The 20775-nt window shown below is 57.8% G+C and carries 17 protein-coding genes; 9 read left to right on the top strand and 8 right to left on the bottom strand.

The annotated features are described in order from the left end of the window. The first annotated feature begins 436 nt into the window (after positions 1-436). Positions 437-1168, top strand: coding sequence for a YcnI family protein (locus tag HMPREF2547_RS07105; protein WP_049171733.1), 732 nt, complete (start codon positions 437-439; stop codon positions 1166-1168). Between the two features lie 277 nt (positions 1169-1445). Here the strand turns inward: HMPREF2547_RS07105 and HMPREF2547_RS07100 are convergent, their stop codons facing one another. Beyond that, on the bottom strand, positions 1446-2210 hold the full coding sequence (locus HMPREF2547_RS07100; RefSeq protein ID WP_070605321.1) for a cyclase family protein: 765 nt from the start codon (positions 2208-2210) through the stop codon (positions 1446-1448). Between the two features lie 246 nt (positions 2211-2456). On the opposite strand from HMPREF2547_RS07100, the gene HMPREF2547_RS07095 reads away from it, so the two are divergent. Beyond that, entirely contained in the window at positions 2457-3233 is a 777-nt protein-coding gene (locus HMPREF2547_RS07095; protein ID WP_070605318.1) for an enoyl-CoA hydratase, read from the top strand. Positions 3234-3239: 6 nt separating this feature from the next. On the opposite strand, the gene HMPREF2547_RS07090 is transcribed toward HMPREF2547_RS07095, so the two are convergent. Next, positions 3240-3848 (bottom strand): YdcF family protein, encoded by a 609-nt coding sequence (locus HMPREF2547_RS07090; RefSeq protein ID WP_049189446.1) that lies wholly within the window; start codon positions 3846-3848, stop codon positions 3240-3242. A gap of 788 nt (positions 3849-4636) precedes the next feature. On the opposite strand from HMPREF2547_RS07090, the gene HMPREF2547_RS07085 reads away from it, so the two are divergent. From HMPREF2547_RS07085 to HMPREF2547_RS07075, 3 genes are all read left to right on the top strand, one after another. Continuing rightward, positions 4637-8020 carry a heterodisulfide reductase-related iron-sulfur binding cluster gene (locus tag HMPREF2547_RS07085; protein ID WP_070605316.1) on the top strand — a complete coding sequence of 1128 codons (3384 nt, stop codon included), beginning with the start codon at positions 4637-4639 and terminating at the stop codon, positions 8018-8020. Positions 8021-8283: 263 nt separating this feature from the next. Beyond that, positions 8284-9390, top strand: a complete 1107-nt coding sequence (locus HMPREF2547_RS07080) for a histidine kinase (RefSeq protein ID WP_222865634.1) — start codon at positions 8284-8286, stop codon at positions 9388-9390. Between the two features lie 133 nt (positions 9391-9523). After that, a complete protein-coding gene (locus HMPREF2547_RS07075) occupies positions 9524-10177 on the top strand; it encodes a response regulator transcription factor (RefSeq protein ID WP_016421571.1) in 654 nt (217 codons plus the stop codon). A 140-nt stretch (positions 10178-10317) separates the two neighbouring features. Here the strand turns inward: HMPREF2547_RS07075 and HMPREF2547_RS07070 are convergent, their stop codons facing one another. Genes HMPREF2547_RS07070 through HMPREF2547_RS07060 form a run of 3 tightly spaced genes read right to left on the bottom strand, consistent with a single transcriptional unit; the run spans position 10318 to position 12239 of the window. Continuing rightward, the gene (locus tag HMPREF2547_RS07070; protein WP_005511781.1) at positions 10318-10917 is read right to left on the bottom strand and encodes a hypothetical protein; all 600 of its coding nucleotides are present in this window, start codon (positions 10915-10917) and stop codon (positions 10318-10320) included. An 8-nt stretch (positions 10918-10925) separates the two neighbouring features. Further along, on the bottom strand, positions 10926-11600 hold the full coding sequence (locus HMPREF2547_RS07065) for a hypothetical protein (RefSeq protein ID WP_005511744.1): 675 nt from the start codon (positions 11598-11600) through the stop codon (positions 10926-10928). Positions 11601-11645: 45 nt separating this feature from the next. Continuing rightward, on the bottom strand, positions 11646-12239 hold the full coding sequence (locus HMPREF2547_RS07060; RefSeq protein ID WP_016421574.1) for a hypothetical protein: 594 nt from the start codon (positions 12237-12239) through the stop codon (positions 11646-11648). 518 nt (positions 12240-12757) lie between these two features. On the opposite strand from HMPREF2547_RS07060, the gene HMPREF2547_RS07055 reads away from it, so the two are divergent. Then, complete coding sequence (locus HMPREF2547_RS07055) at positions 12758-12949, top strand: hypothetical protein (RefSeq protein WP_049171743.1); 192 nt, start codon at positions 12758-12760, stop codon at positions 12947-12949. 50 nt (positions 12950-12999) lie between these two features. On the opposite strand, the gene HMPREF2547_RS07050 is transcribed toward HMPREF2547_RS07055, so the two are convergent. Together HMPREF2547_RS07050 and HMPREF2547_RS07045 are read right to left on the bottom strand one after the other, a co-directional pair. Beyond that, on the bottom strand, positions 13000-13755 hold the full coding sequence (locus tag HMPREF2547_RS07050; protein ID WP_070605314.1) for an FMN reductase: 756 nt from the start codon (positions 13753-13755) through the stop codon (positions 13000-13002). Further along, positions 13752-14876, bottom strand: a complete 1125-nt coding sequence (locus HMPREF2547_RS07045) for a CE1758 family FMN-dependent luciferase-like monooxygenase (protein ID WP_070605312.1) — start codon at positions 14874-14876, stop codon at positions 13752-13754. The genes HMPREF2547_RS07050 and HMPREF2547_RS07045 overlap by 4 nt, the downstream gene beginning before the upstream one ends. 303 nt (positions 14877-15179) lie before the next feature. Here HMPREF2547_RS07045 and HMPREF2547_RS07040 point away from each other — a divergent pair, with 303 nt between their 5' ends. The 3 genes from HMPREF2547_RS07040 (at position 15180) to HMPREF2547_RS07030 (ending at position 19219) form a co-directional block, all read left to right on the top strand. Next, entirely contained in the window at positions 15180-15716 is a 537-nt protein-coding gene (locus HMPREF2547_RS07040) for a YceI family protein (RefSeq protein WP_016421578.1), read from the top strand. Positions 15717-15864: 148 nt separating this feature from the next. Next, positions 15865-17235, top strand: coding sequence for a pyridoxal phosphate-dependent aminotransferase (locus HMPREF2547_RS07035; protein WP_370449407.1), 1371 nt, complete (start codon positions 15865-15867; stop codon positions 17233-17235). 496 nt (positions 17236-17731) lie between these two features. Continuing rightward, positions 17732-19219 carry a YibE/F family protein gene (locus tag HMPREF2547_RS07030; RefSeq protein ID WP_070605309.1) on the top strand — a complete coding sequence of 496 codons (1488 nt, stop codon included), beginning with the start codon at positions 17732-17734 and terminating at the stop codon, positions 19217-19219. On the opposite strand, the gene HMPREF2547_RS07025 is transcribed toward HMPREF2547_RS07030, so the two are convergent. Next, the gene (locus tag HMPREF2547_RS07025; protein WP_070602390.1) at positions 19216-20598 is read right to left on the bottom strand and encodes a UDP-glucose dehydrogenase family protein; all 1383 of its coding nucleotides are present in this window, start codon (positions 20596-20598) and stop codon (positions 19216-19218) included. The two genes, HMPREF2547_RS07030 and HMPREF2547_RS07025, sit on opposite strands and share 4 nt — an antisense overlap. Positions 20599-20775 lie beyond the last annotated feature (177 nt).

Below are 20775 nucleotides of genomic sequence, written 5' to 3'. Positions count from 1 at the left end.
GCAAACTTGAGTGTGTCCGACTCAATGTTTGTCATGCTATGCAACGGACTATGGGACAAAGTTATTCCAACCCGACTCAACTTTTCTAAAAAAAACCGTCATCACCGCAGGTCACCGCGATAAAAGATTTTTACAAGACTATGCTCTAAAGCCACTCACGGTAGCCGACAGCGCAATTTTCTATACAGAATCCTGCCTCTGGACTCCAGGGGGACAAAGAATTTCCTAGCACTAGCCCTGGGAACTTTCCTGCACAGCGAACCGACTAATCCCCTGACGTGTTTTGCAGCCACCGGCTCATCAACAGGCCATGCCCTTGTTACCCCATGGCCTGACACCGAATCAGCTCTGGCGGCTCCACTAATACATGTCTAAATTCTCCCCATTTACGGGGCGATTGAGCCAAGAATTCATCCCACTTATTTAGGAGTTTTTCGTGCCTCAGAATGCACAGCGACACCATTTCCCCTTTTTCCGTGGGCTCGCAGTAGCGTCGGCAAGCGCCGCACTAACCCTCGCCTTCCCTGCCATTGCATCCGCACATGTGCATGCAACCCCGTCGTCTGCCCCGATTGGCGGCTACGCGGATCTGGCTTTCGGGGTCGGCCATGGTTGCGACGGTTCGCCGACGACGAAGGTCGAGTTCACCATCCCGGAGGAGTTCGAAAAGGTTACGCCGAACGTGAACGCGAACTGGGATGTCACCAAGGAGTCGACCGGCTCTGGCAAGAATGAAAAGGTGCAGAAGGTCATCTACACCGCAAAGACTCCACTGCCGTCGGACCTGAAGGATTCTCTGACGCTCAGCGTGAAGGTGGCTGATGACGCAAAGCCGTCGACAGTTGAGGTGCCGACGCTGCAAACCTGTGAAAAGGGTTCGATGAACTGGGCTGAAAAGGACCACGATAGTGACTACCCGGTTCCAACTGTGGAGCTGATTGAGAAGTCGGAAGACAATGAACATAGCCACGGCCACGACCACAGCCACAACCATGGCACCAGCGAGACAAACCACGGCGATAGCCGCTCAGACGACGTGGAGCATTCCGCAGCTGCTACCAGCGAGGATTCGAGCAGCACGCTTGGCGGCTGGGGCCTGGGGCTCGGCCTCGTGGGCGCGCTGACCGGTATTGCCGCATTGGTAGTTTCACTGCGTAAGCGAGGTTAAGACCACAGGCGGATTGCCACTCGGGAATCCGCCTTCACCGCGGCACTGCCGCCCATGCCTTCACAGAGCTCACCCCATGCGAGCACATAGAGCCGGCCGATCTTGACAATGCACGCCGGAGGATAATCCGTGCTGTCGGCTCGTCGTTTCGGTCGACGCAGTGAACGGACAATGCAAAGCTCTCAAACAATGACGGCTGAATCACGCATCTAGGCTCGGATTGAGTTAGGCGAAGCTTTATGGCGTATTCGAAAACCGTTCGAAGGCAGTGGGAGGATTACACTGGCAAAACAGCAAAAACTCGAGCTGGGAACCCCGTCCCATCCTTTGGCTTCGGCCAGGAGGCAACCACGAGAGCCCCCGTTTCCGGCACCTGGTCGAGCCCAGCCAGAAGTTCAATCTGCCATCGGTCACGCCCTAATAGATAGAGTTCCGTCGGCAAGCTGCCACCATGAGCCACGATGCCGGGGTCCGTATCAGTGGTCTCGTGCCCAATCGCCACAACGCCACGGTTGTCTATCAACCATTCGACAACCTCAACGTTCCATCCTGGGTAGTGAGTCACGCCCTCTTCATCCGCATTGGCCATTGCCTCAGCGTCAGGCCACCGCTTTGACCAGTCACTGCGAAATGCGACAAATGCACCGCCCGGAATCAAACCATTGCGTTCCTCCCACGCCTCGACATCAGCAATCGAAGGGGAGAAATCACTATCCCGAGCGACTTCAGCAGTGAAATCTAGGACGACCAAAGGCAGGATCATCTGCTCGACGCCAATATTGTCAAGAGTTCTCGTCTCTTGGACGAAATGCACAGGCGGATCCACATGCGTACCCCACTGGCCAACAAACTGATACTGGTCGATTTCAAATCCATGCTCAGCAACGGTGAAAAGCCGTGTTCGCTGTTCGTCGGGAAGCGCAGGGAATTTCGGCTGACCGGCGTGAAACGCGTGAGTCAAGTCAACATAGGTGTGGTTTTCCCGAAGCTTGCGAGCAATGTCCCATAGTTCGTGCGTGTTTGCGGTGTTCTTGTTCGACATAAAGCGAAGTATATAGACAAAGCTGTCTAGTTAGCCAATATGGCCACCGGCACATCGAGCACTAAAAGACACCAACTCGCCCCACCCTGCACCTATCAGCTCAAACAGCCTGACGACACCCGCTACCGCAGGTACCCTCGCATACAGGAAAGACTTTTCAAGCCGCAGCCACGTTCTTCAGATTTTGGAATTGCGGGCTACATACACAACTTTCACCAAACTCAAGCCATCCCAAAGGAGTATCTAATGACCACCTACGAAAACATCCTTACCGAAACCCGAGGTCGCGTCGGCATTATCACCCTGAACCGCCCGAAGGCACTGAACGCCCTGAACCACAAGACCATGGAAGAGATCGGCGCAGCAGCCACCGCTTTCGACAACGACTCGGGAATCGGCGCGATTATCATCACCGGCTCCGAGAAGGCGTTTGCCGCAGGTGCGGACATTAAGGAGATGGCGGACAAGTCCGGCACCGAGATGTATGCCTCTGACTGGTTCGCACGTTGGGATGTTCTGACTTCCGTCCGCACTCCAGTTATCGCCGCCGTCAACGGCTACGCCCTGGGCGGTGGCTGCGAGGTCGCTATGATGGCGGACTTCATCATCGCTGGCGCTAAGGCCAAGTTCGGTCAGCCTGAGGTCAACCTCGGCATCTCTCCGGGCATGGGCGGCTCGCAGCGTCTCACCCGCGCAATCGGCAAGGCTAAGGCAATGGAGATGTGCCTCACCGGCCGCATGATGGGTGCCGAGGAAGCTGAGTGCGCAGGTCTGGTCGCCCGCGTCGTCGAGCCGGACGCGCTTCTCGACGAGGCCCTGAAAGTCGCCGACACCATTGCGTCGAAGTCTCTGGTTGCCACTACCCAGATTAAGGAACAGATCAACCAGGCCTACGAAATGACGCTGTCGCAGGGACTGCTCTTTGAGCGTCGCACCTTCCACTCCCTGTTCTCCTCCAATGACCAGAAGGAAGGCATGGCCGCTTTCACTGAAAAGCGCGAGGCAAACTTCACCAATTCCTAGAAACTGCTAGTTCACAGTCGACGGGACTGCCAGCCACAGAGCCGAGTTGTCGGCGGCAGCATAGGTGTCTCGTGCACGCGGTGTGTGCGTTGGAGAAGTCACAATGACAGCAGCACGAACGCCACGGGCTCCCGATCCTGCAAGGTATGCAGTGCCTGCCGCGTTTTCAACGGTGGAGTCTGAGTTTGTTTCCATCGTGATTCGTCGCTTCCACACTCCCATAGATGCAAGCGCATCACGCATGTACTCAGCCTCAGTCTGGCAGCCCGGCCGAGTACGACCACCCGTGACGACGACCGGGTTAAGCGGATGACGCAGCGCCAGCGAACGTGCAGTTTCCAATCGGGACGTCAACACAGCAGGAGCACTGCAGTCGGGATTGAGACGGGCCCCGAGCACAATAATCGGCACCTGAGGATCAAGTAACGCAGTCTCCGCAGCTGCACGTCCGACCGGGGAAACCACCACTGGAGTCGCAAGCGAGCTATTGAACGCCTTGACTGCGACTGCACTGACCGGATTGGCGTTTGCCACTGCGCCCGAGCCAAAGACCGCACTCGCAGTAAGAATAAGGCCAGCTCCAGCCATAGCGATTGCACGGAAAGATCGCGCCATTAAAGTCCCTCTCAAGAAAAGTGGCACGGAAAAATCCATACCCCACATGCCATTTAGAATCAGGCGGATAAATCCGCAGTATCACGCCGCTAATACTAGGCGCTACACAAAATGGCGCCTACATAAGAATTACGCGGGGGTGGCCAGGCACTCTCTTCGCCACCAAAATAGCACGCCGCCTACCAGGTAAATTGCGGACGTAGAGGCTTTTAAATCCACTTGGGATTCATAAAAGTGAGTTACATTTAATGACTTTTTCGTTAACTGCCAGCAAATCCCGGGATCCAATAGCAAATTATCCACCAAAACACAGGTACAGAAGTCACTATTGTTATTTAAGTTAAGGATGTAACGCATGTGAATAGATGTCCGCTTCAGTCAATCTTCAAAAATCAACACGCCACCGAACATCTTCTCCACCTCGCAACACAGCCCCACCCCTGCACTCCAGCACTACCCCCACAATGCGTCCGCAAAACATCGAATCGACAACACTCGACAACTACATACACGCAACTCCGCCGCCACTTCCGCCTACAAATGCGTGACGACGAAAGTGCCGCGCGCCGTCGTCAAGCGAAGGCGTCAACCCCCTCGAACCCCTCTCGAATAAAACAACGATTTTTTTGCGTAATTCGTCAAATAACCGCTGGTTACACCGTGTATCGATGAATTCAGCACTATTTTGCACATTAGTTAGGTAAGCGTCCGCGGCTCGTGATAGAACTCACAAGAGAACTATTTTCACTCAGCCATCACCCTGGCTGAGCCAGCCTAGAAGGAACATTATGAGCGTGCTCAACCTCGCCGCGGCGACGGCTGACACGGCGATTCCGGAATCTACCGGATTCACCGTCGCAGTCGGCGTTATTGGCGTCCTGTTGTCCCTGCCCTGCTGGTTCATCTTTATTAAGGGATTCACCCATATGGTGAAGACCATCATGGTGGGCCAAAAGACGTACGGTCACACCGGTGAATGGGGAACCCGTATTTGGACCATGATCCGAGAGATCGTCGGTCACACCAAGATGGCCAAGAAGCCCGGCGTTGCTGTGGCTCACTGGTTCGTCATGGTGGGCTTCCTCCTCGGTTCCCTAGTGTGGTTCGAGGCGTACATTCAGACCTTCTGGCCAGCCGGTGGTTGGCCAATCCTCAGGAATCTGACCGCCTGGCACTTCATCGACGAACTGCTCGGCCTGGGCACCACCCTGGGCATCCTGGCACTGATTCTCGTCCGCCAGACCAACCTGGGCAAGGAGCGTCTGAGCCGCTTCTACGGATCCAACGCCAAGGCTGCCTACTTCGTTGAGGCCGTCGTCCTCATCGAGGGCCTGGGCATGATGTTCGTCAAGGCTGCCAAGCTGGCTACCTACGGCGACCACGGTCACACTGGCGCCGAGGTCTGGACCTGGGCGAACTTCGTCACCGGTGGTATCGCACAGATTCTGCCGGCCTCCGAAGTCATGGTGTCCATCTTCGCGCTGATTAAGCTGCTGTCCGGTATGGTCTGGCTCTTCGTTGTTGGCCGCAACCTAACTTGGGGTGTCGCATGGCACCGCTTCCTGGCGTTCGCCAACATCCTGCTCAAGCGCAACGCTGACGGCTACAACGCCCTCGCTGGGGCTAAGCCGATGACCTCTAACGGCGAAATCCTGAACCTGGAAGAGGCTGACCCGGAGGTTGACTCCATGGGCACCGGCGTAGTCACCGACCACTCCTGGAAGGCTCTGCTGGACTTCACCTCCTGCACCGAGTGTGGTCGCTGCCAGGAGCAGTGCCCGGCATGGAACACTTCCAAGCCGCTGTCCCCGAAGCTGCTGGTTAACCAGCTGCGTGACCACGCTTACGCTTCTGCCCCGTACCTGTTGGCTGGCGAGACCATCGAAACCGCTCGCGAGGGCGAAGGTGCTGGCGCAGCACTCCTGACCAAGCCGCTGGTTGGCGACGGCGACGAGGGCATCATCGACCAGGACGTTCTGTGGTCCTGCACCAACTGTGGTGCCTGTGTTGAGCAGTGCCCGGTTGACATTGAGCACATCGACCACATCGTTGATATGCGTCGCTACCAGGTCCTGGTGGAGTCGGACTTCCCGACCGAGCTGGCTGGCCTGTTCAAGAACCTTGAGACCAAGGGCAACCCGTGGGGCCAGAACGCTTCCACTCGCGCCGACTGGATCAATGAGGTCCGCAAGGAAGGCGTCGTTGTCCCGATTTGGGGCGAGGATGTCGAGAGCTTCGACGATACCGAGTACCTGTTCTGGGTCGGTTGTGCCGGTGCTTACGACGACAATGCGAAGAAGACCACCAAGGCTGTTGCAGAGATGCTTTACACCGCAGGTGTGAAGTACGCTGTGCTCTCCCAGGCCGAGGGTTGTACTGGCGACTCCGCTCGCCGTGCTGGTAACGAATTCCTCTTCCAGATGTTGGCTGAGCAGAACATCGAGCAGCTCGACGAGGTCTTCGACGGTGTGCCGCCTAAGCAGCGCAAGATTGTCGTCACCTGTGCGCACTGCTTCAACACCTTCAAGAACGAGTACCCGGAGCTGGGCGGACAGTACGAAGTTGTCCACCACACCCAGCTGCTGAACAAGCTGGTTCGTGCTAACCGCCTGCAGCCGGTTGCTTCGGGTCAGGGCCGCCAGGTCACCTACCACGACCCATGCTTCCTGGGCCGCCACAACAAGGTATTCGAAGCTCCGCGTGAGCTGATTGGCGCGTCCGGCGCCAACCTCGTCGAAATGCCACGTAATAAGAACACCGGCTTCTGCTGTGGTGCTGGTGGCGCTCGCATGTGGATGGAAGAGACCATCGGTCAGCGCATCAACGTAAACCGCACCGAAGAGGCTGTCGGAACCGGCGCTGAGGCAATTGCCATCGGCTGCCCGTTCTGTAAGACGATGATGAACGATGGCGTCAACAACGTCATCGAGGACGACGAGAAGAAGCCGGAGGTCCTGGACATCGCCCAGATGCTCCGCGACTCCGTGAAGGTCGACGGCGAGCTGCCGCAGGCACGCGAACCGGAGTGGATTGAGCAGCCGGAGCGTGGCTGGGTCGATCCGAAGAAGGCTGAAGAGGAAGAGCGTCAGCGCCTCGAGGAAGAGGAAGCTAAGCGCAAGAAGGCTGAGGCTGCCGAGAAGAAGAAGGCAGAGAAGGCTTCCGCTGCCGGCGCTGGTGCCGCAGCTGCTGGTGCTGCTGCAGGCGCTGCCGCCAAGGGTGGCGCTCCGACTCCGGGTGGTGCTCCGAAGCCGGGTGGTGCCAAGGGCGGCGCACCGACCCCAGGTGGTGCCAAGAAGGGCGCTCCGACTCCGGGTGGTGCTCCAAAGCCAGGCGGTGCCAAGGCCGGCGCACCAACTCCGGGTGGCACCAAGAAGGGTGCTCCTGCTCCGGGTGGCGCTCCGAAGCCAGGCGGCGCCAAGGCCGGCGCCCCGGTTCCAGGTGGTGCAAAGGGCGGCGCCCCGACCCCAGGCGGTGCCAAGAAGGGTGCTCCAGCTCCGGGCGGCGCTCCGAAGCCAGGCGGAGCAAAGGCCGGCGCACCGGTTCCAGGTGGCGCTAAGAAGGGCGCTCCAGTTCCGGGCGGCGCCAAGGCCGCTAAGCCGGCCGCGCAGGCAGAGCCAGCAGCTGCAGAAACCGAAGCTCCGGCTGAGGCTCCGAAGGCAACCAAGGGCGCTCCGATTCCGGGTGGCGCACGCAAGGGTGCCCCGGTTCCAGGTGGTGCTAAGAAGGCAGCCCCGGCCGCCAAGCCGAAGGCCGAGGAAACCGCTCCCGCCGAGGACACCGCTGCTGAAGTAGCGGCCACCGAGTCCGAGCAGCCAGCAGCTGACCAGCCAGCAGCTGAGCAGCCGAAGACCGCATCCGGTGCTCCGGTTCCGGGCGGCGCACGCAAGGGCGCTCCAATCCCGGGTGGCGCACGCAAGGCCAAGCCAGTCGCTAGCACCCCTGCCCCGGCAGCAGAGGAAACCGAAGCTCAGGAGGCTCCTGCTCAGCCAGTGGCAGAGCAGGCTCCGGCGCAGCCAGAGGTTACTGAACAGCAGTCGGCGGAAGATGCCGCCTCCACCGAGCAGGCCACTGAGGCCCCAGCCGAGGAGACGCAGGCGCCGTCGGCAAGCGCTAAGAACCTTCCGCGCAACCAGCACGGAGTTCCGCTGCCAGGATCGGCGCGTCGTAAGTAGCACTCGCTAAGTAAGCAAAAATCCGCCCGAGAGGTTATTCTTCCCGGGCGGATTTTTTGTGCTTTACGACGACCCCTGCGCCACGGCATTAATCATGCAAATGGCACTCTCAACCGCACTGACAATATATTGATTACTGCATATTGATTACTGCATCCCGTTAGAGATGACCGCGTTGTGGTGTGGAAAGAGGTCTTGGCGTAGTGATTAAGAAATCGCTGTCACAGATAAGGGACTTTCTGAGGACTCCGGGGTCAGTGGAGATGGTCATTGCGCTGATCCTCACTGCTCTCGATGCGCTAATTTTCCGCGAGAGCAACTCTGATCTATTGTTGCCGACCATTATCGGTGGCCTTCAGGTCATTCTTGTTGCAGTGGCGACGTATTTGCCGCTCTTTGCCATGGTGGTTGTCCCAGCGAATTTCTTGGCGTTGACTTTCCTTCCCACAGAGCAGGCTCCAATGCAGATTTTCTGCGCGCTTCTCATCGTGGAAGTGATGCGTGCTAACAACAACAAGATGCCGGCGAGAATCACTGCGTTGCTGTTGTTGGTGATTTCAAACTACGACGTAAACACAAGTACTTTCGCACGCGACCATGTCGCGACCTTTGTGACAACACTGCTTTTTGTGATTGCCTACGCCATCGGCATGATGCGCAGCCGCTACAAAGAACAACGCCGGCGGGCAACGATTGAATCTAACCGCGCTCTGGAAGAACAACGCCTTGAGTTGGCGACCGTACTGCACGACTCCACCGCCAAGTCCTTTACTCGCGTAACCATGCTGGCGCAGGCGCTCGCCATCGAGCGAGAAGGGACCGATGAAAAACTTGAAGAATCCCTGGAGGACATCGCAGAGACCTCCCGAGAAGGCCTGCTACAGCTTCGCCAGTTGCTTTCATTGCTGAAATCAGCTGACGACGAGAGTTCTTTGACCTCCGCTATCGGCCAGGATGAGCGAGTTCCCAGCATGAGCAGGGTGCTTCAACAGGCCAAGGATGAACTGCAGGAAGCTGGGTTTAACGTTTCGCTGGCCACGAAGATTGAAACCGAGCCCTCTTTGACGCAGATTTCAGAGGTTATCTCGCCGGCGCTGTCGGAGTTCTGCACGAACATTCAGAAGTACGGCGAACCGCAAACGAACGTTCACATTCTGGCGCTGAGCAATGAGGAAGATGGCTTCACGCTCGACATCAGCAATCAGATATCGAAGGCGCTACCGCATTTTCTGCCGCGGGCGATGCTCTCGAGCGGTTTGGGGCTTTCCTCACTGCATCGGCGAGTGCGACCGTGGGACGGTTCCATCACGTCAGAACGAGAGGGAAATGTGTGGAATTGCAAACTCCACATGCCATCTACCAACCAGTAGGTTACGCTAGCGTAAGATTGGTGTAGGAGCCGCCTGTGACGAAGATATCTCTCGAAAAGTCCTGGTTAGCGTAGTAATATCACACGATGACAGATATTGTTCGGTTTTTATAACTTCTATGAAAGGTTCGCGGATGTCTGACATTAAGGTTCTCATTGTCGACGACGACCCACTCGTACTCTCGACGCTGCGAACCTATTTCAAGAAGGCACCGCATATCACCGTGGTCGATGAAGCCAGCGATGGCCACGAGGCTCTCAACATTATTGCCCGTGGTGGCGTTGACGTAGTTTTGACCGATATTCATATGCCCAACATGGACGGCGTTGAGCTACTTGAGCGCATTAAGAAGGTGGAGAATCCACCGAAATTCATCGCTATCACCTCATTTGATACCGATGAAACAATGCTGAAAATCTTGAGTCTCGGCGGAAATGGCTACATTCTCAAAACTGCCCGCCCGGAATCCGTCATTGGCACCGTTGAAGATGTTTTCCAGGGCGGCACCGTCATCTCACCGATTTCTGCGACTCGGCTGATTAAAACTCTGCCGTCCCGCAACATTTCCTCGTACAAAATCACTCAAGCCGAGCGAGAGGTTCTCGGCCTGATCTGCCGCGGCAAATCGAACCACGACATCGCCAAGGAGCTCGGCAAGTCGCCGGGCACTATCAAGAAGCATCTCTCCAGCATGTTCAATAAGTTTGGAGCTACCTCTCGCCTGGACCTGGCGCTGAAAGCAATAGATGCGGGCTTCCATCCGCCGGCATCCGCTGCCGCAGAATAACCAGGGGCTCTGAGATTTGGCCGGTTAGCGGCTCTGAATTGAGCCTTTGCAGGCCCGAGATAGATAGCAAAAAGGGGCATATTCACTTTCGCGAATATGCCCCTTTTACCCGTGCTGAGTGTGGAGAGAGAACTGTGTAACTACTGGATGGTCACCTCGACATGTCGCTCGCGCGGAGCCACACCGAAGTAGCTGCGCCCAATTGGCTCCCACGTCTTCGAGTTGGCGTTGCAGCGAACTGTCTGTCCGGCGAACTCGTCAACCAGGAATCCCCAGCTCAGACGACCAGTTTCACCCTTGCGCACTTCGTACGGTCCGATCTTCTGCCCGAGGCTCCAAACCATCTCTCGGGAGTATTCCCAGGAGTACTTGCGGTTGAGCTCCTTACTGACCTTCACACTGACAGAGATATTGGTCCACCACTTCTTGGTCTTGGACTCCTTGATGGTCTGCGTCAGCGGAATCGGCTCATCACCGATGTCATTCTTCGTAGAAACAACGCCCTCAACGTCGTAGCGAGAGCCGGTGATTTCCACGAACTCAGCCACCGAACCCGGAGCTTCACAAGTGGTTCCCGGTGCCGGACCGCGGTCAACTGCCGCCGGCTTGGGCACTGGTACCCACTCCTCCGGCGCGAACGGTTCACCGGCTCCTGGATTCGGGGCGGCCACCGCTGTCGGAGCACCGAGTCCGAGCGCAAAGACCGTCGTCAAGCACATGGCGACAACACGCTTTTTCATAACTGCTCCTAGTCGTTAATCGTGGCGGATGCCGGGCCGCCGTCACCGGAGTTACCGCTGACAGGCGCCCACTGCTGACGGTGCTCGCCCTCCTTGGTGGTCTTGTGCCAGACCACGAAGCGAGTCGACGGCCCCTTGCCGTTGTACTCACCGAAGTAGGGCTCACCGCGCCACAGGCCGGTCTTCTGGTCACAGGTGCGAACACGGCCAATGAAGGACTTCATGTGCACGCCGTAGTCTGCGCGAACGGTCTCACCGGGGTTGACGGTCACCGGGCCCAGCTTGTCGCCAACCGACCACTGACTGACCTCGACGATGCCGTACTTGTTCTTCACCCCGTGGAGGAACACGTCCCACATATTTCCGGAGCTCATGGCCTTTACGGACTCGTTGACTCCCTCTGTCACCTCGAGGGTGTACTGAATAGGGCGGTCAGTGCGGTTGGTGAATGAGTTAGTGCCGTTGTAGCGGTCCCATTCGTCGGTAATCCACTGTTCCCAGGGGTGACGCTTGGCATCCTTGACCGGGTCACATTTATCCGTATTGGTGAAACCGGTGTGGTGCTCATCCTGGTCAGGGGTCTGGGTCAGCGGGGTCGCCGCGGCCTGTCCAACGATGCCTGGTGCAAGAAGACTTGCACCCATCACCGCGCAGGCCAGGGCCTTCTTTTTCAGGCTCAACATGGAGAAACTTCCTTCTGCTTCGAGGCTTTAGGGGCTCTGGCCGTCTTAAACGGCGTACTCCTTGACCTGCGGAGCAGCACCGTCCACGGAGCGGTCAGCTTCGTTGGCGCGCATGGAAACGCGAATGTGACGCTCCTTCGGGATGGTGCCCCAGTACGGACGACCCGCGTCAATCCACTTTCCGCCCTTACAGGTCAGGTGAGTACCTTCGAAGGACTGATTCAGGAAGCCATACTCCAGAACACCGGTGTAGCCGGGCTTGACAGGGTACGGGCCGAGGGTCTGGCCAACTTCCCAGGTCTGAGTGGACTGGTAGCCGGCACTGAAGGTGACGTGGAAGAGCTTGAGCAAATCGAAGTCGACCGAACCGCCGACGTTCCAGGACTTGGTCTTGCCTTCCTTCAGGGTCTGAGTCAGCGGCAGGTCGGTGTCGCCGTAGTTAGCGACAGTCGCAGTACCTTCGACCTCGAACTTCGAGCCGGTGATCTTCAGGGACTGGCCGGACTGGCCTTCAACGGAGCAAGTGCCACCGACAGTGCCCGGGGTGGGGGCTGGGGCAGCTTCAGCCATCGGGGCGACAGCCAGCGAGGACATGGTGACCAGGGCTGCAATGGAGCCGGAGAGCAGGGTCTTCTTCACGGCGAAATCCTTTCAGGATGTGACGAGCAACTCGTAAGGAAATACTTGAACTGACACCTGCAAAGGTAAGTCGAAATTCAGCGTTTTGTAATGGAAAATTTTCGACTGGCTTTACGACGGCCGCAGCGATTATCCACATAGTAAAAATGGAATCTCACCGATTTCTACCACGCGAAAATACGACATCTAATTGACCTTGACCAGCGATTATGGGCGCCACAATAAGATTTCGGCGATCAATTCAATCGCATCAGAACTACGCCTTTTGAACCAATTCAAAAATGCCTCGGTCGGCCACTTGGTACTAGACAATCAACATTTCGGCCACTAGCCCACCTACATAAAGACACCAGAGAGTAGCCGAATGGCCACCCCCAGGCGCGGGCAGGTAGAGAGACCTCCACACTTCACACTCTTGATTAAATAGTTATGATTTCTTTATTAATCACTGGCGAAGTCCGGCAGTCCACACAGCCTTGACACTTTGCCGAGGCAGATATCTTTCGGAGTACTACCTAATGTTTCGACGCACTTCTGTTCTTGCTACCACCATTGCATCCGCAGCACTTTCCCTGGGCGCGCTGACCGGCGCCCCGACCGCTACCGCAGCACCGACAGCTACGACCAGCAGCGACGACCTGCAGGTTAAGGAATACGCTCTTTCCGATACCTTCTCTTGCGACTACTACAACCTCCCGTGGTGCCGCTAAAGAGCGCTGACCCCCTACCCCTCCTCTGCCGCCCCTTCACGTGAGCGCGGCTACTTCGCGGTGCCGTCGAGCCCCTCTAGAAGTGTGGCAAAATCCGTGACGTTAGTATCCACCCGCGTGTTTGTACTGCGTCGCCTGTTCGGCGCGCTGGCACCCTGATTCCCCTCGCTGGCCCCGCCCGCTGAATGCGCTGCACCCTTTTCTTCAGCTTCGTTCCCAAAATCTGGACCAAAACCGACTACTGCCGAGCGAACACCGACAAGGTACTCGGCAAGCTCACGAGCTGCACGCACGACGCGATTGCTCATCTCCGCGCCGGATACTCCGCCGGCACCATCGCCAGCGCCAAAGTCCTCAGTGGCTGCAAATACAGCAGTCGGCATAACGGTGCCGCGAAGGTAGCTAAACAGCGGACGCATCGCATACTCCAGCACCAATGAATGCCGCGCTGTGCCAGCCGTCGCAGCAATAATGACCGGCATGGAGGTCAGCGCATCCTTATCCAGGGCGTCGAAAAACATTTTGAACAGCCCCGAGTAGGATGCTGCGAACACCGGGGTCGCGGCAATCAATCCATCAGCACCGCTGACAGTATCGAGGGCGGCGCGCAATTTTTCGTCGTAAAGCCCTGTGGACATCGCCGTGCCGAGGCTGACAGCGAGTTCGCGCAGCTCGACGTACTCGATCTCGAGGCCTTCGCCGCGCTTGGAGACCTGCACGTTAACAGCTTCCGCGATGCGATTGGCGAGGATGCGCGTGGTCGATGGATCGGAAACGCCAGCGCTTACGACGACGAGGTTTTTCACTGCTGATTCCTTTCCGCCGGGCGGACCAGCAGGTGCGGGGAATCTGCGCCTTCGGCGACGAGCGAGGCGTGCGTCGGCGGGTCGGAGGGCACGTGTGCCGGACGGCGGCGCTCGAACTCTTCACGCAGGACCAGAACGATTTCGGTTCCCAGGATCTCAACCTGCTCCAACGCGATCTCCAGCGGCAGGCCGGCGTGATCGATGAGGAAAAGCTGGCGCTGGTAGTCACCAACGGCATCTGCATAGCCCAGGTAACGTTCGATGATTTGCTCAGGCGTGCCGACGGTCAGTGGAGTGATGTTCTCGAATTCTTCCAACGATGGCCCATGTCCATAGACCGGGGCATTGTCGAAGTAGGGGCGGAAAATTTCCTTGGCTTTCTTTTCCGTCTCAGCGGCGAAGACCTGCCCACCAAGTCCGACAATTGCCTGATCAGCAGCACCATGACCGTAGTGCTCATAGCGCTGGCGGTAGAGATTGACCATGGCTGTGGTGTGCTCGATATTCCAGAAAATGTGATTATGGAAGAAGCCGTCCCCATAGAAGGCGGCCTGCTCAGCAATCTCAGTGGAGCGGATTGAGCCGTGCCACACGAAAGGTGCTACACCGTCGAGCGGGCGCGGTGTGGACGTAAATGACTGCAGCGGAGTGCGGAATTGACCTTGCCAATCCACATTCTCCTCACGCCAAAGGGTGCGCAGTAGGTGATAGTTCTCGATGGCCAGCGGAATTCCCTTGCGAATATCCTTGCCAAACCACGGATAAACAGGCCCGGTGTTGCCGCGGCCCATCATGAGATCAATGCGACCTTCGGAAAGGTGCTGGAGGTAGGCGTAATCCTCGGCGATGCGCACGGGGTCGGTGGTGGTAATCAGCGTTGTCGAAGTCGACAGAATCAGATTTTCGGTCTGTGCTGCGAGGTTGGCTAATAAAATCGGCGGATTCGCCGGTGCCACAAACGGTGGATTGTGGTGCTGGCCAGTAGCAAATACATCGAGGCCGACCTCTTCGGCCTTCTTCGCTAGGGCGACAGTTGCCTTAATGCGCTCATGTTCAGTAGGGATTTGTCCAGTCGTGGGATCTTTTGTGACGTCGCCAATTGTAAAAATTCCGAATTGCATAATTCTCAATCCTAAATAGCAGTTGTTGACATGTCAACGCCTGTTATGCTGGGCATAAGCACTTAAAACGACTCCATATGAACCGCCTCCAACCAAAGGAGCCTCGCCCAGCCATGACAAAACCCCGAACCGATCGCCCGACCGGATGTGCGCTTCTAAAAAATATTCGGCATTTTCTTTGACCTTTGTTGACACATCATCACATCTAGAGTTATCGTTGACACGTCAACACCGGAAGTTGGTTCCGGCGGACAAAAATACTTCGAAACATTCGAGATACTTTTAACTTTTAGGAGATTCACTATGGCTCTTCAGTCTGGCAACTACGTTCTTGATGCACAGCACTCCACCGTTGGATTCACCGTTCGTCACGCAATGATCACTAAGGTCCACGGTCAGTTCACTGAGTTTGAGTCCGTTATTAATTTTGATGCCGACAAGCCGGAGAATTCCACGGCAAAGGCGACCATTCAGGCGAACTCCATCAACACCAACAATGAAGAGCGCGACAACCACCTGCGCTCGAAGGACTTCTTCGGCACCGACGAAAACCCGACCTTCGAATTCGTTTCCACCGCTATCGAGCTCCAGAGCGAAGAAAAGGCCACCGTTACCGGCGACCTAACCATCAACGGCATCACCAAGCCGGTCACCCTGGATGTCGACATTTTCGGCTCCGCTGAAGACCCATGGGGTCAGACTCGCGTTGGCTTCGAGGCAGCCACCAAGATTGACCGCACCGATTTCGGCATCGATTACAACGCTCCTATTAAGACTGGCGGCCTGCTCCTTGGCAACGAGATTTCCCTGCAGATCGACGGCTCCGCAGTTAAGCAGTAACTAGCAGCCAGAACCCCAGCTGCCCGCACCCCAGTAAAGCGTCCTGCATCCTCATGCAGGGCGCTTTTGCGCAATCAATGTGCAATTAATCTGCCCCCGCTGTGAGAAAAGCATGGTGCGGGAGCAAAAAAGTGGCATGCTTAGACAGGTGAGTTCCAGTAAAGACACTTCCCAGGGCACCGAAACCACCAACGAGACAACGCAGGACGCTCAGGCTGCGCAGGCCGCTCAGGCCGAGCAGTCCCGTGCTGCCCGTGTTGCCGCCCGTCGTGGAAACATCAGGGCACCTCGCCGCACTCCACTGAAGACACTGGACCAATCCTCCAAGCTGCAGAACGTCCTCTACGACATTCGCGGTCCGGTGACTACTCTCGCCGAACAGATGGAGGCCGACGGCCACCGCATCATGATGCTCAACACCGGCAATCCGGCAAAGTTCGGCTTTGATGCACCTGACACCATCGTGCAGGACATGGTCCGCGCCCTCCCCCACGCACAGGGCTACTCCGAGTCCAAGGGTATTTACTCCGCACGCCGTGCCGTCGTCACGCGCTATGAGATGGACCCGGACTTCCCCCGTTTCGACGTCAACGACGTCTGGCTGGGCAACGGCGTCTCCGAGCTGATTTCCATCACCACGCAGGCGCTGCTCAACGAGGGCGATGAGGTCCTCATTCCAGCTCCGGATTACCCGCTCTGGACTGCAGCAACCACCCTCGCCGGCGGCAAGGCCGTCCACTACACGTGCGATGAGGAGAATAACTGGGCCCCGGATGTCGAAGACATTCGCTCGAAGGTGACGGATCGCACGAAGGCTATTGTCATCATCAACCCGAACAATCCGACCGGCGCGGTCTACACACGCCAGACGCTCGAAGCCATCGTCGATATCGCTCGTGAGCACTCACTCCTGCTGCTTTCCGACGAAATCTACGACCGCATCCTCTACGACGATGCAGAGCACATTTCCACTGCCTCCTTGGCCCCGGATTTGCTCTGTATCACCTTCAACGGCTTGTCCAAGACCTACCGTGTGGCCGGTTACCGCGCGGGCTGGATGGTGCTGACTGGCCCGAAGCGCCACGCAGAGGGCTTTATCGAGGGCATCAACTTGCTGGCCAGCACCCGTCTATGCCCGAATGTCCCTGCTCAACACGGCATTCAGGTGGCACTCGGCGGCTACCAGTCCATCGAGGACTTGATCTTGCCAGGCGGTCGCCTGCTGGAGCAGCGCAATGTCGCCTACGAGGGACTGACCTCAATTCCGGGCGTAAGCTGCGTGAAGCCGATGGGAGCAATGTACGCATTCCCGAAGCTGGATCCGAACGTCTACGAAATTCACGATGACGAGAAGCTGATGCTCGACATCCTGCGTGAAGAGAAGATCCTGATGGTCGGCGGCTCTGGCTTCAACTACCCGACGCCGGATCACTTCCGAATTGTCACCCTGCCGTGGGCACGCGACCTGAAGGAAGCTATCGAGCGCCTAGGCAACTTCCTGGTCAGCTACAAGCAATAGCAGTACTTAAGGTTGCGCACGCTACTGGTTCTGCCCTTCTCACATATCGATGCGCTATTCACTTATGGACACACTGGAGCGCATCGATGAGTGAGTATTGCATCGATAGGTGGGCCATAGCGCTGATGACTACGGCTCGGCGCGCCGGAATGGCGGTACGCCTTCCGGTGCTGGTGCAGCGATTAGGTTATTAAGGGTGGGCAGGCATTCAAAAGATTCAATGAACTCTGACAACCAGCAACCTTTTCGCGTTGCTCCGGGTTCCGACATAGGTGCGCATCTCGACGTACTGAAGAACTCGAACAGCGGCTCCCCTACCGGCCGGTTCCGGGCTGTCAATACCGCGAATCAACCCAACTCTGCAACTTCGGCTGCCCCAGCACGACATGCAGAGCCTGCCGCACATTCAAAACCAGCACCGGCACGGCAAAACGAACCTGCGCAAGCCAAACCAAAACCAACGAAACCGCGGCACAACCCCACAAGAGCACGTCGCTTGCTGGCCACAGTTCTCACAGTTGCTGGTATTGCCACTTTCCTCGCAGTGATTGGGCTCTGGCCATCGGGTGAAGCTCCGAGCCCAGGGCCGGGATTCCTGCAGTCACAGACGTCAGCTGCAGAGACGGTTAAGGGAACCGTCGTAAAGCACAGCGTCGGCGCGTGCAATTCGCCTGACAACGGACGCGTCTTCGATGACCAGCCGCGGCCAGGACTGGCGGCCTCCCTCAATGACCCCGCGGCGCCGAAGTGCCAGCTCTCGGTCATTGAGCTGACCTCGGGTCCAGACGAGGGCAAGAAGACTCTGCTGGAAGCATCCGGCCTTCCCGGCGAGATTGAGCTGGAGGAGGGAGACAAGGTCGTCCTGGCAATTCACCGTCCAAACGCGGCCGGTACCGGAGCTGTCGACAATGGTGCCGTGCCGGATCCGGGGTTGATGACACCGGCTCCCGGCGTTGTTCCCGCGCCTGCCCCTGAGGGCGCAGAGGGTGAGCCTGCTCCTGATGCAGAGGCTCCGGCACCAGCTCCAGCCCCGGAGCAGGAACCAGCACCTGAATCCGACGCAGAAGTCCCCGCTGCCCCCGCTGCCCCCGAAGCTCCTGCTCCTGCCACCGACACTAATGTCGTCGACCTCGCGCCCGATCAGGTTGTCGACACCGCTAGCATCGGCAACACCTACACCTTCCTGGACATGGATCGCACCACGACCATCTGGATGTGGCTCGGCGCAGCGGTGCTGCTCATCATCCTCGTCGGCATGACTCGCGGAGTCTTGAGCCTCATTGGTCTTGGCATCACGCTGGCCGCAGTGATGGGATTCCTGGTTCCGGCACTGCTACGCGGTGGCGATCCTGTGGCCTTAGCCATCACGGCGGGCGCGGCGATCCTCTTCCCGGTGCTCTTCCTCGTACATGGCATCAATTGGAAGTCAGCTTCCGCACTGGCGGGAACACTCACCACGATGGTGTTGGCGGCGGGCCTGGCCAACCTCGCAATCTCCACGTCACAGCTACGTGGTCTCGGCAACGAGGACAACCTGCTCATTCAGCTTTACCTGCCTGACGTCTCCGTCACAGGTCTGCTTCTGGCGGGATTCATCATCGGCGCGTTGGGCGTGCTTAACGACGTCACCATCGCCCAGGCCTCGACCGTCCAGGAGCTTTACGAAGCAGCTCCGCGGTCGCGGCCTATGGAGGTCTTCCGCTCGGCAATGCGCGTCGGTCGCGACCACATCGCGTCGATGGTCTACACACTGGTACTGGCGTACCTCGGCACCGCACTGCCGCTATCGATTTTGTTAAGCGTCTCCGACCGGCCGCTGATGCAGTCGTTGACCTCCGATGTCGTGGCCACAGAGCTGCTGCGTTCCACCATCGGTGCGGTGGCTTTGGTACTCGCAGTGCCGATTACCACCCTCATCGCCGCCTATACCGTGGCCCCGGAGGGTATGAAGTTTCCGAAGCGCTCGAGGGCGGCTAGCATTTAGCCGCGGCCGAGGCAGGTGACATCCCAGCCTGCGGCACGCCACTGGTCGGCTGGCAGGCAGTTGCGGCCGTCGAGCACTGCTGCACGCTTGACCAGCTTCTTCGCAGCCACCGGGTCGATGTCGCGGAACTGCTGCCACTCGGTGGCGACGACAACCATCTCCGTGCCTTCCAGGGCAGCTTCGATGCTCGGTGCGTACTCCAAGGTCGGGAAATTCTTCTTGGCGTTCTCCATGGCCTGCGGGTCATAAACACTCACCGAAGCGCCCGCCAGAGACAGCGAACCAGCAATCGACAGCGCCGGGGAGTCACGCACATCGTCAGAGTTCGGCTTGAAAGCCGCACCCAGCACGGTCACGGTGTGGCCGAGCAGCGAGCCGCCGAAGCTACCACGCACCAGGTCAACGGTCTTTTCACGGCGACGCATGTTAATCGCATCGACCTCACGCAGGAAGGTCAGCGCCTGGTCAACGCCCAGCTCACCGGCGCGGGCCATGAATGCGCGGATATCCTTCGGCAGGCAACCGCCGCCGAAGCCCAGACCCGCGTTGAGGAAGCGGCGGCCAATTCGGGCATCCATACCGATGGCGTCGGCAAGCGTGGTGATATCCGCACCTGTGACCTCACAGATTTCGGAGACCGCGTTGATGAAGGAAATCTTGGTGGCGAGGAATGCATTCGCCGACACCTTCACCAGCTCTGCGGTGGCAGTGTCCGCGACGATAAGCGGCGTCTCGCGCTCGAAGATAGGACCGAAGCACTCGCGCAGGCTGTCCTCAGCGATTGACTCGACCTCCTGACCAGCACCATTGAGGATCATGCCCGGCTTCTGGGTGCCCAGCACCACACGGTCCGGCTCCAGGGTGTCCTTTACCGCGAAGCCCTCGCGCAGGAACTCCGGGTTCCAGGCGATCTCGAGGCTGGTGTTCTTCAACTGCTCATCACCGGCTGCGGCGCGCTCACCGATCATCTTCGCAGCTAGCTCCTGCAGGCGCGGTGCGGTACCGACGGGCACAGTGGACTTACCAAACACTAGATGCTTGCCGACGACGCGCTTAGCCAATTCGGTAATAGCCGCGTCCACATAGCGAACATCGGCTGCGTACGAGCCCTTGACCTGCGGAGTTCCGACACCTACGAAGTGGACGTTCGCAAATTCAACAGCCTCGTCGTAGTTAGTGGTGAAACGTAGTCGCCCCGACTCAACGTGCTTCTTTAGCAGTTCGGGCAAGCCGGGTTCAAAGAAAGGAACTTGGCCTGCGGACAATGCCTCAATCTTGGCGGGATCAACATCTACGCCGAGAACCTCGTGGCCTAACTCCGCCATCGCCGCGGCATGAGTGGCGCCAAGGTAACCCGTACCAATAACCGTAATACGCATAAGGGCTATTATTTATCGAAAGATAAAAGGCCCTCAAGCCGATTTAACCCTTAAATGGTGTGAACTAAAGGCCCATATTTAGGCTTTTCACCTGCGGAAACTCTTTATTGAACAATTGTTTCCATTTCTTCACCGAGAATTCACTCGGGGCTATTCACAATTCATTTATATTCCGAG

Origin of the sequence: Corynebacterium sp. HMSC055G02, from assembly GCF_001809065.1 — a bacterium.
Lineage (GTDB): Bacteria > Actinomycetota > Actinomycetes > Mycobacteriales > Mycobacteriaceae > Corynebacterium > Corynebacterium jeikeium_D.
The sequence above is the reverse complement of the archived record's forward strand: the minus strand, read 5'-3'. Positions and strand labels throughout refer to the sequence as shown.

Coding starts and splice junctions, on each gene's coding strand:
- HMPREF2547_RS07100 (WP_070605321.1), bottom strand. CDS start 2,210: ATGTCGAACAAGAACACCGCAAACACGCACGAACTATGGGACATTGCT.
- HMPREF2547_RS07095 (WP_070605318.1), top strand. CDS start 2,457: ATGACCACCTACGAAAACATCCTTACCGAAACCCGAGGTCGCGTCGGC.
- HMPREF2547_RS07090 (WP_049189446.1), bottom strand. CDS start 3,848: ATGGCGCGATCTTTCCGTGCAATCGCTATGGCTGGAGCTGGCCTTATT.
- HMPREF2547_RS07085 (WP_070605316.1), top strand. CDS start 4,637: ATGAGCGTGCTCAACCTCGCCGCGGCGACGGCTGACACGGCGATTCCG.
- HMPREF2547_RS07080 (WP_222865634.1), top strand. CDS start 8,284: ATGGTCATTGCGCTGATCCTCACTGCTCTCGATGCGCTAATTTTCCGC.
- HMPREF2547_RS07075 (WP_016421571.1), top strand. CDS start 9,524: ATGTCTGACATTAAGGTTCTCATTGTCGACGACGACCCACTCGTACTC.
- HMPREF2547_RS07070 (WP_005511781.1), bottom strand. CDS start 10,917: ATGAAAAAGCGTGTTGTCGCCATGTGCTTGACGACGGTCTTTGCGCTC.
- HMPREF2547_RS07065 (WP_005511744.1), bottom strand. CDS start 11,600: ATGTTGAGCCTGAAAAAGAAGGCCCTGGCCTGCGCGGTGATGGGTGCA.
- HMPREF2547_RS07055 (WP_049171743.1), top strand. CDS start 12,758: ATGTTTCGACGCACTTCTGTTCTTGCTACCACCATTGCATCCGCAGCA.
- HMPREF2547_RS07045 (WP_070605312.1), bottom strand. CDS start 14,876: ATGCAATTCGGAATTTTTACAATTGGCGACGTCACAAAAGATCCCACG.
- HMPREF2547_RS07040 (WP_016421578.1), top strand. CDS start 15,180: ATGGCTCTTCAGTCTGGCAACTACGTTCTTGATGCACAGCACTCCACC.
- HMPREF2547_RS07025 (WP_070602390.1), bottom strand. CDS start 20,598: ATGCGTATTACGGTTATTGGTACGGGTTACCTTGGCGCCACTCATGCC.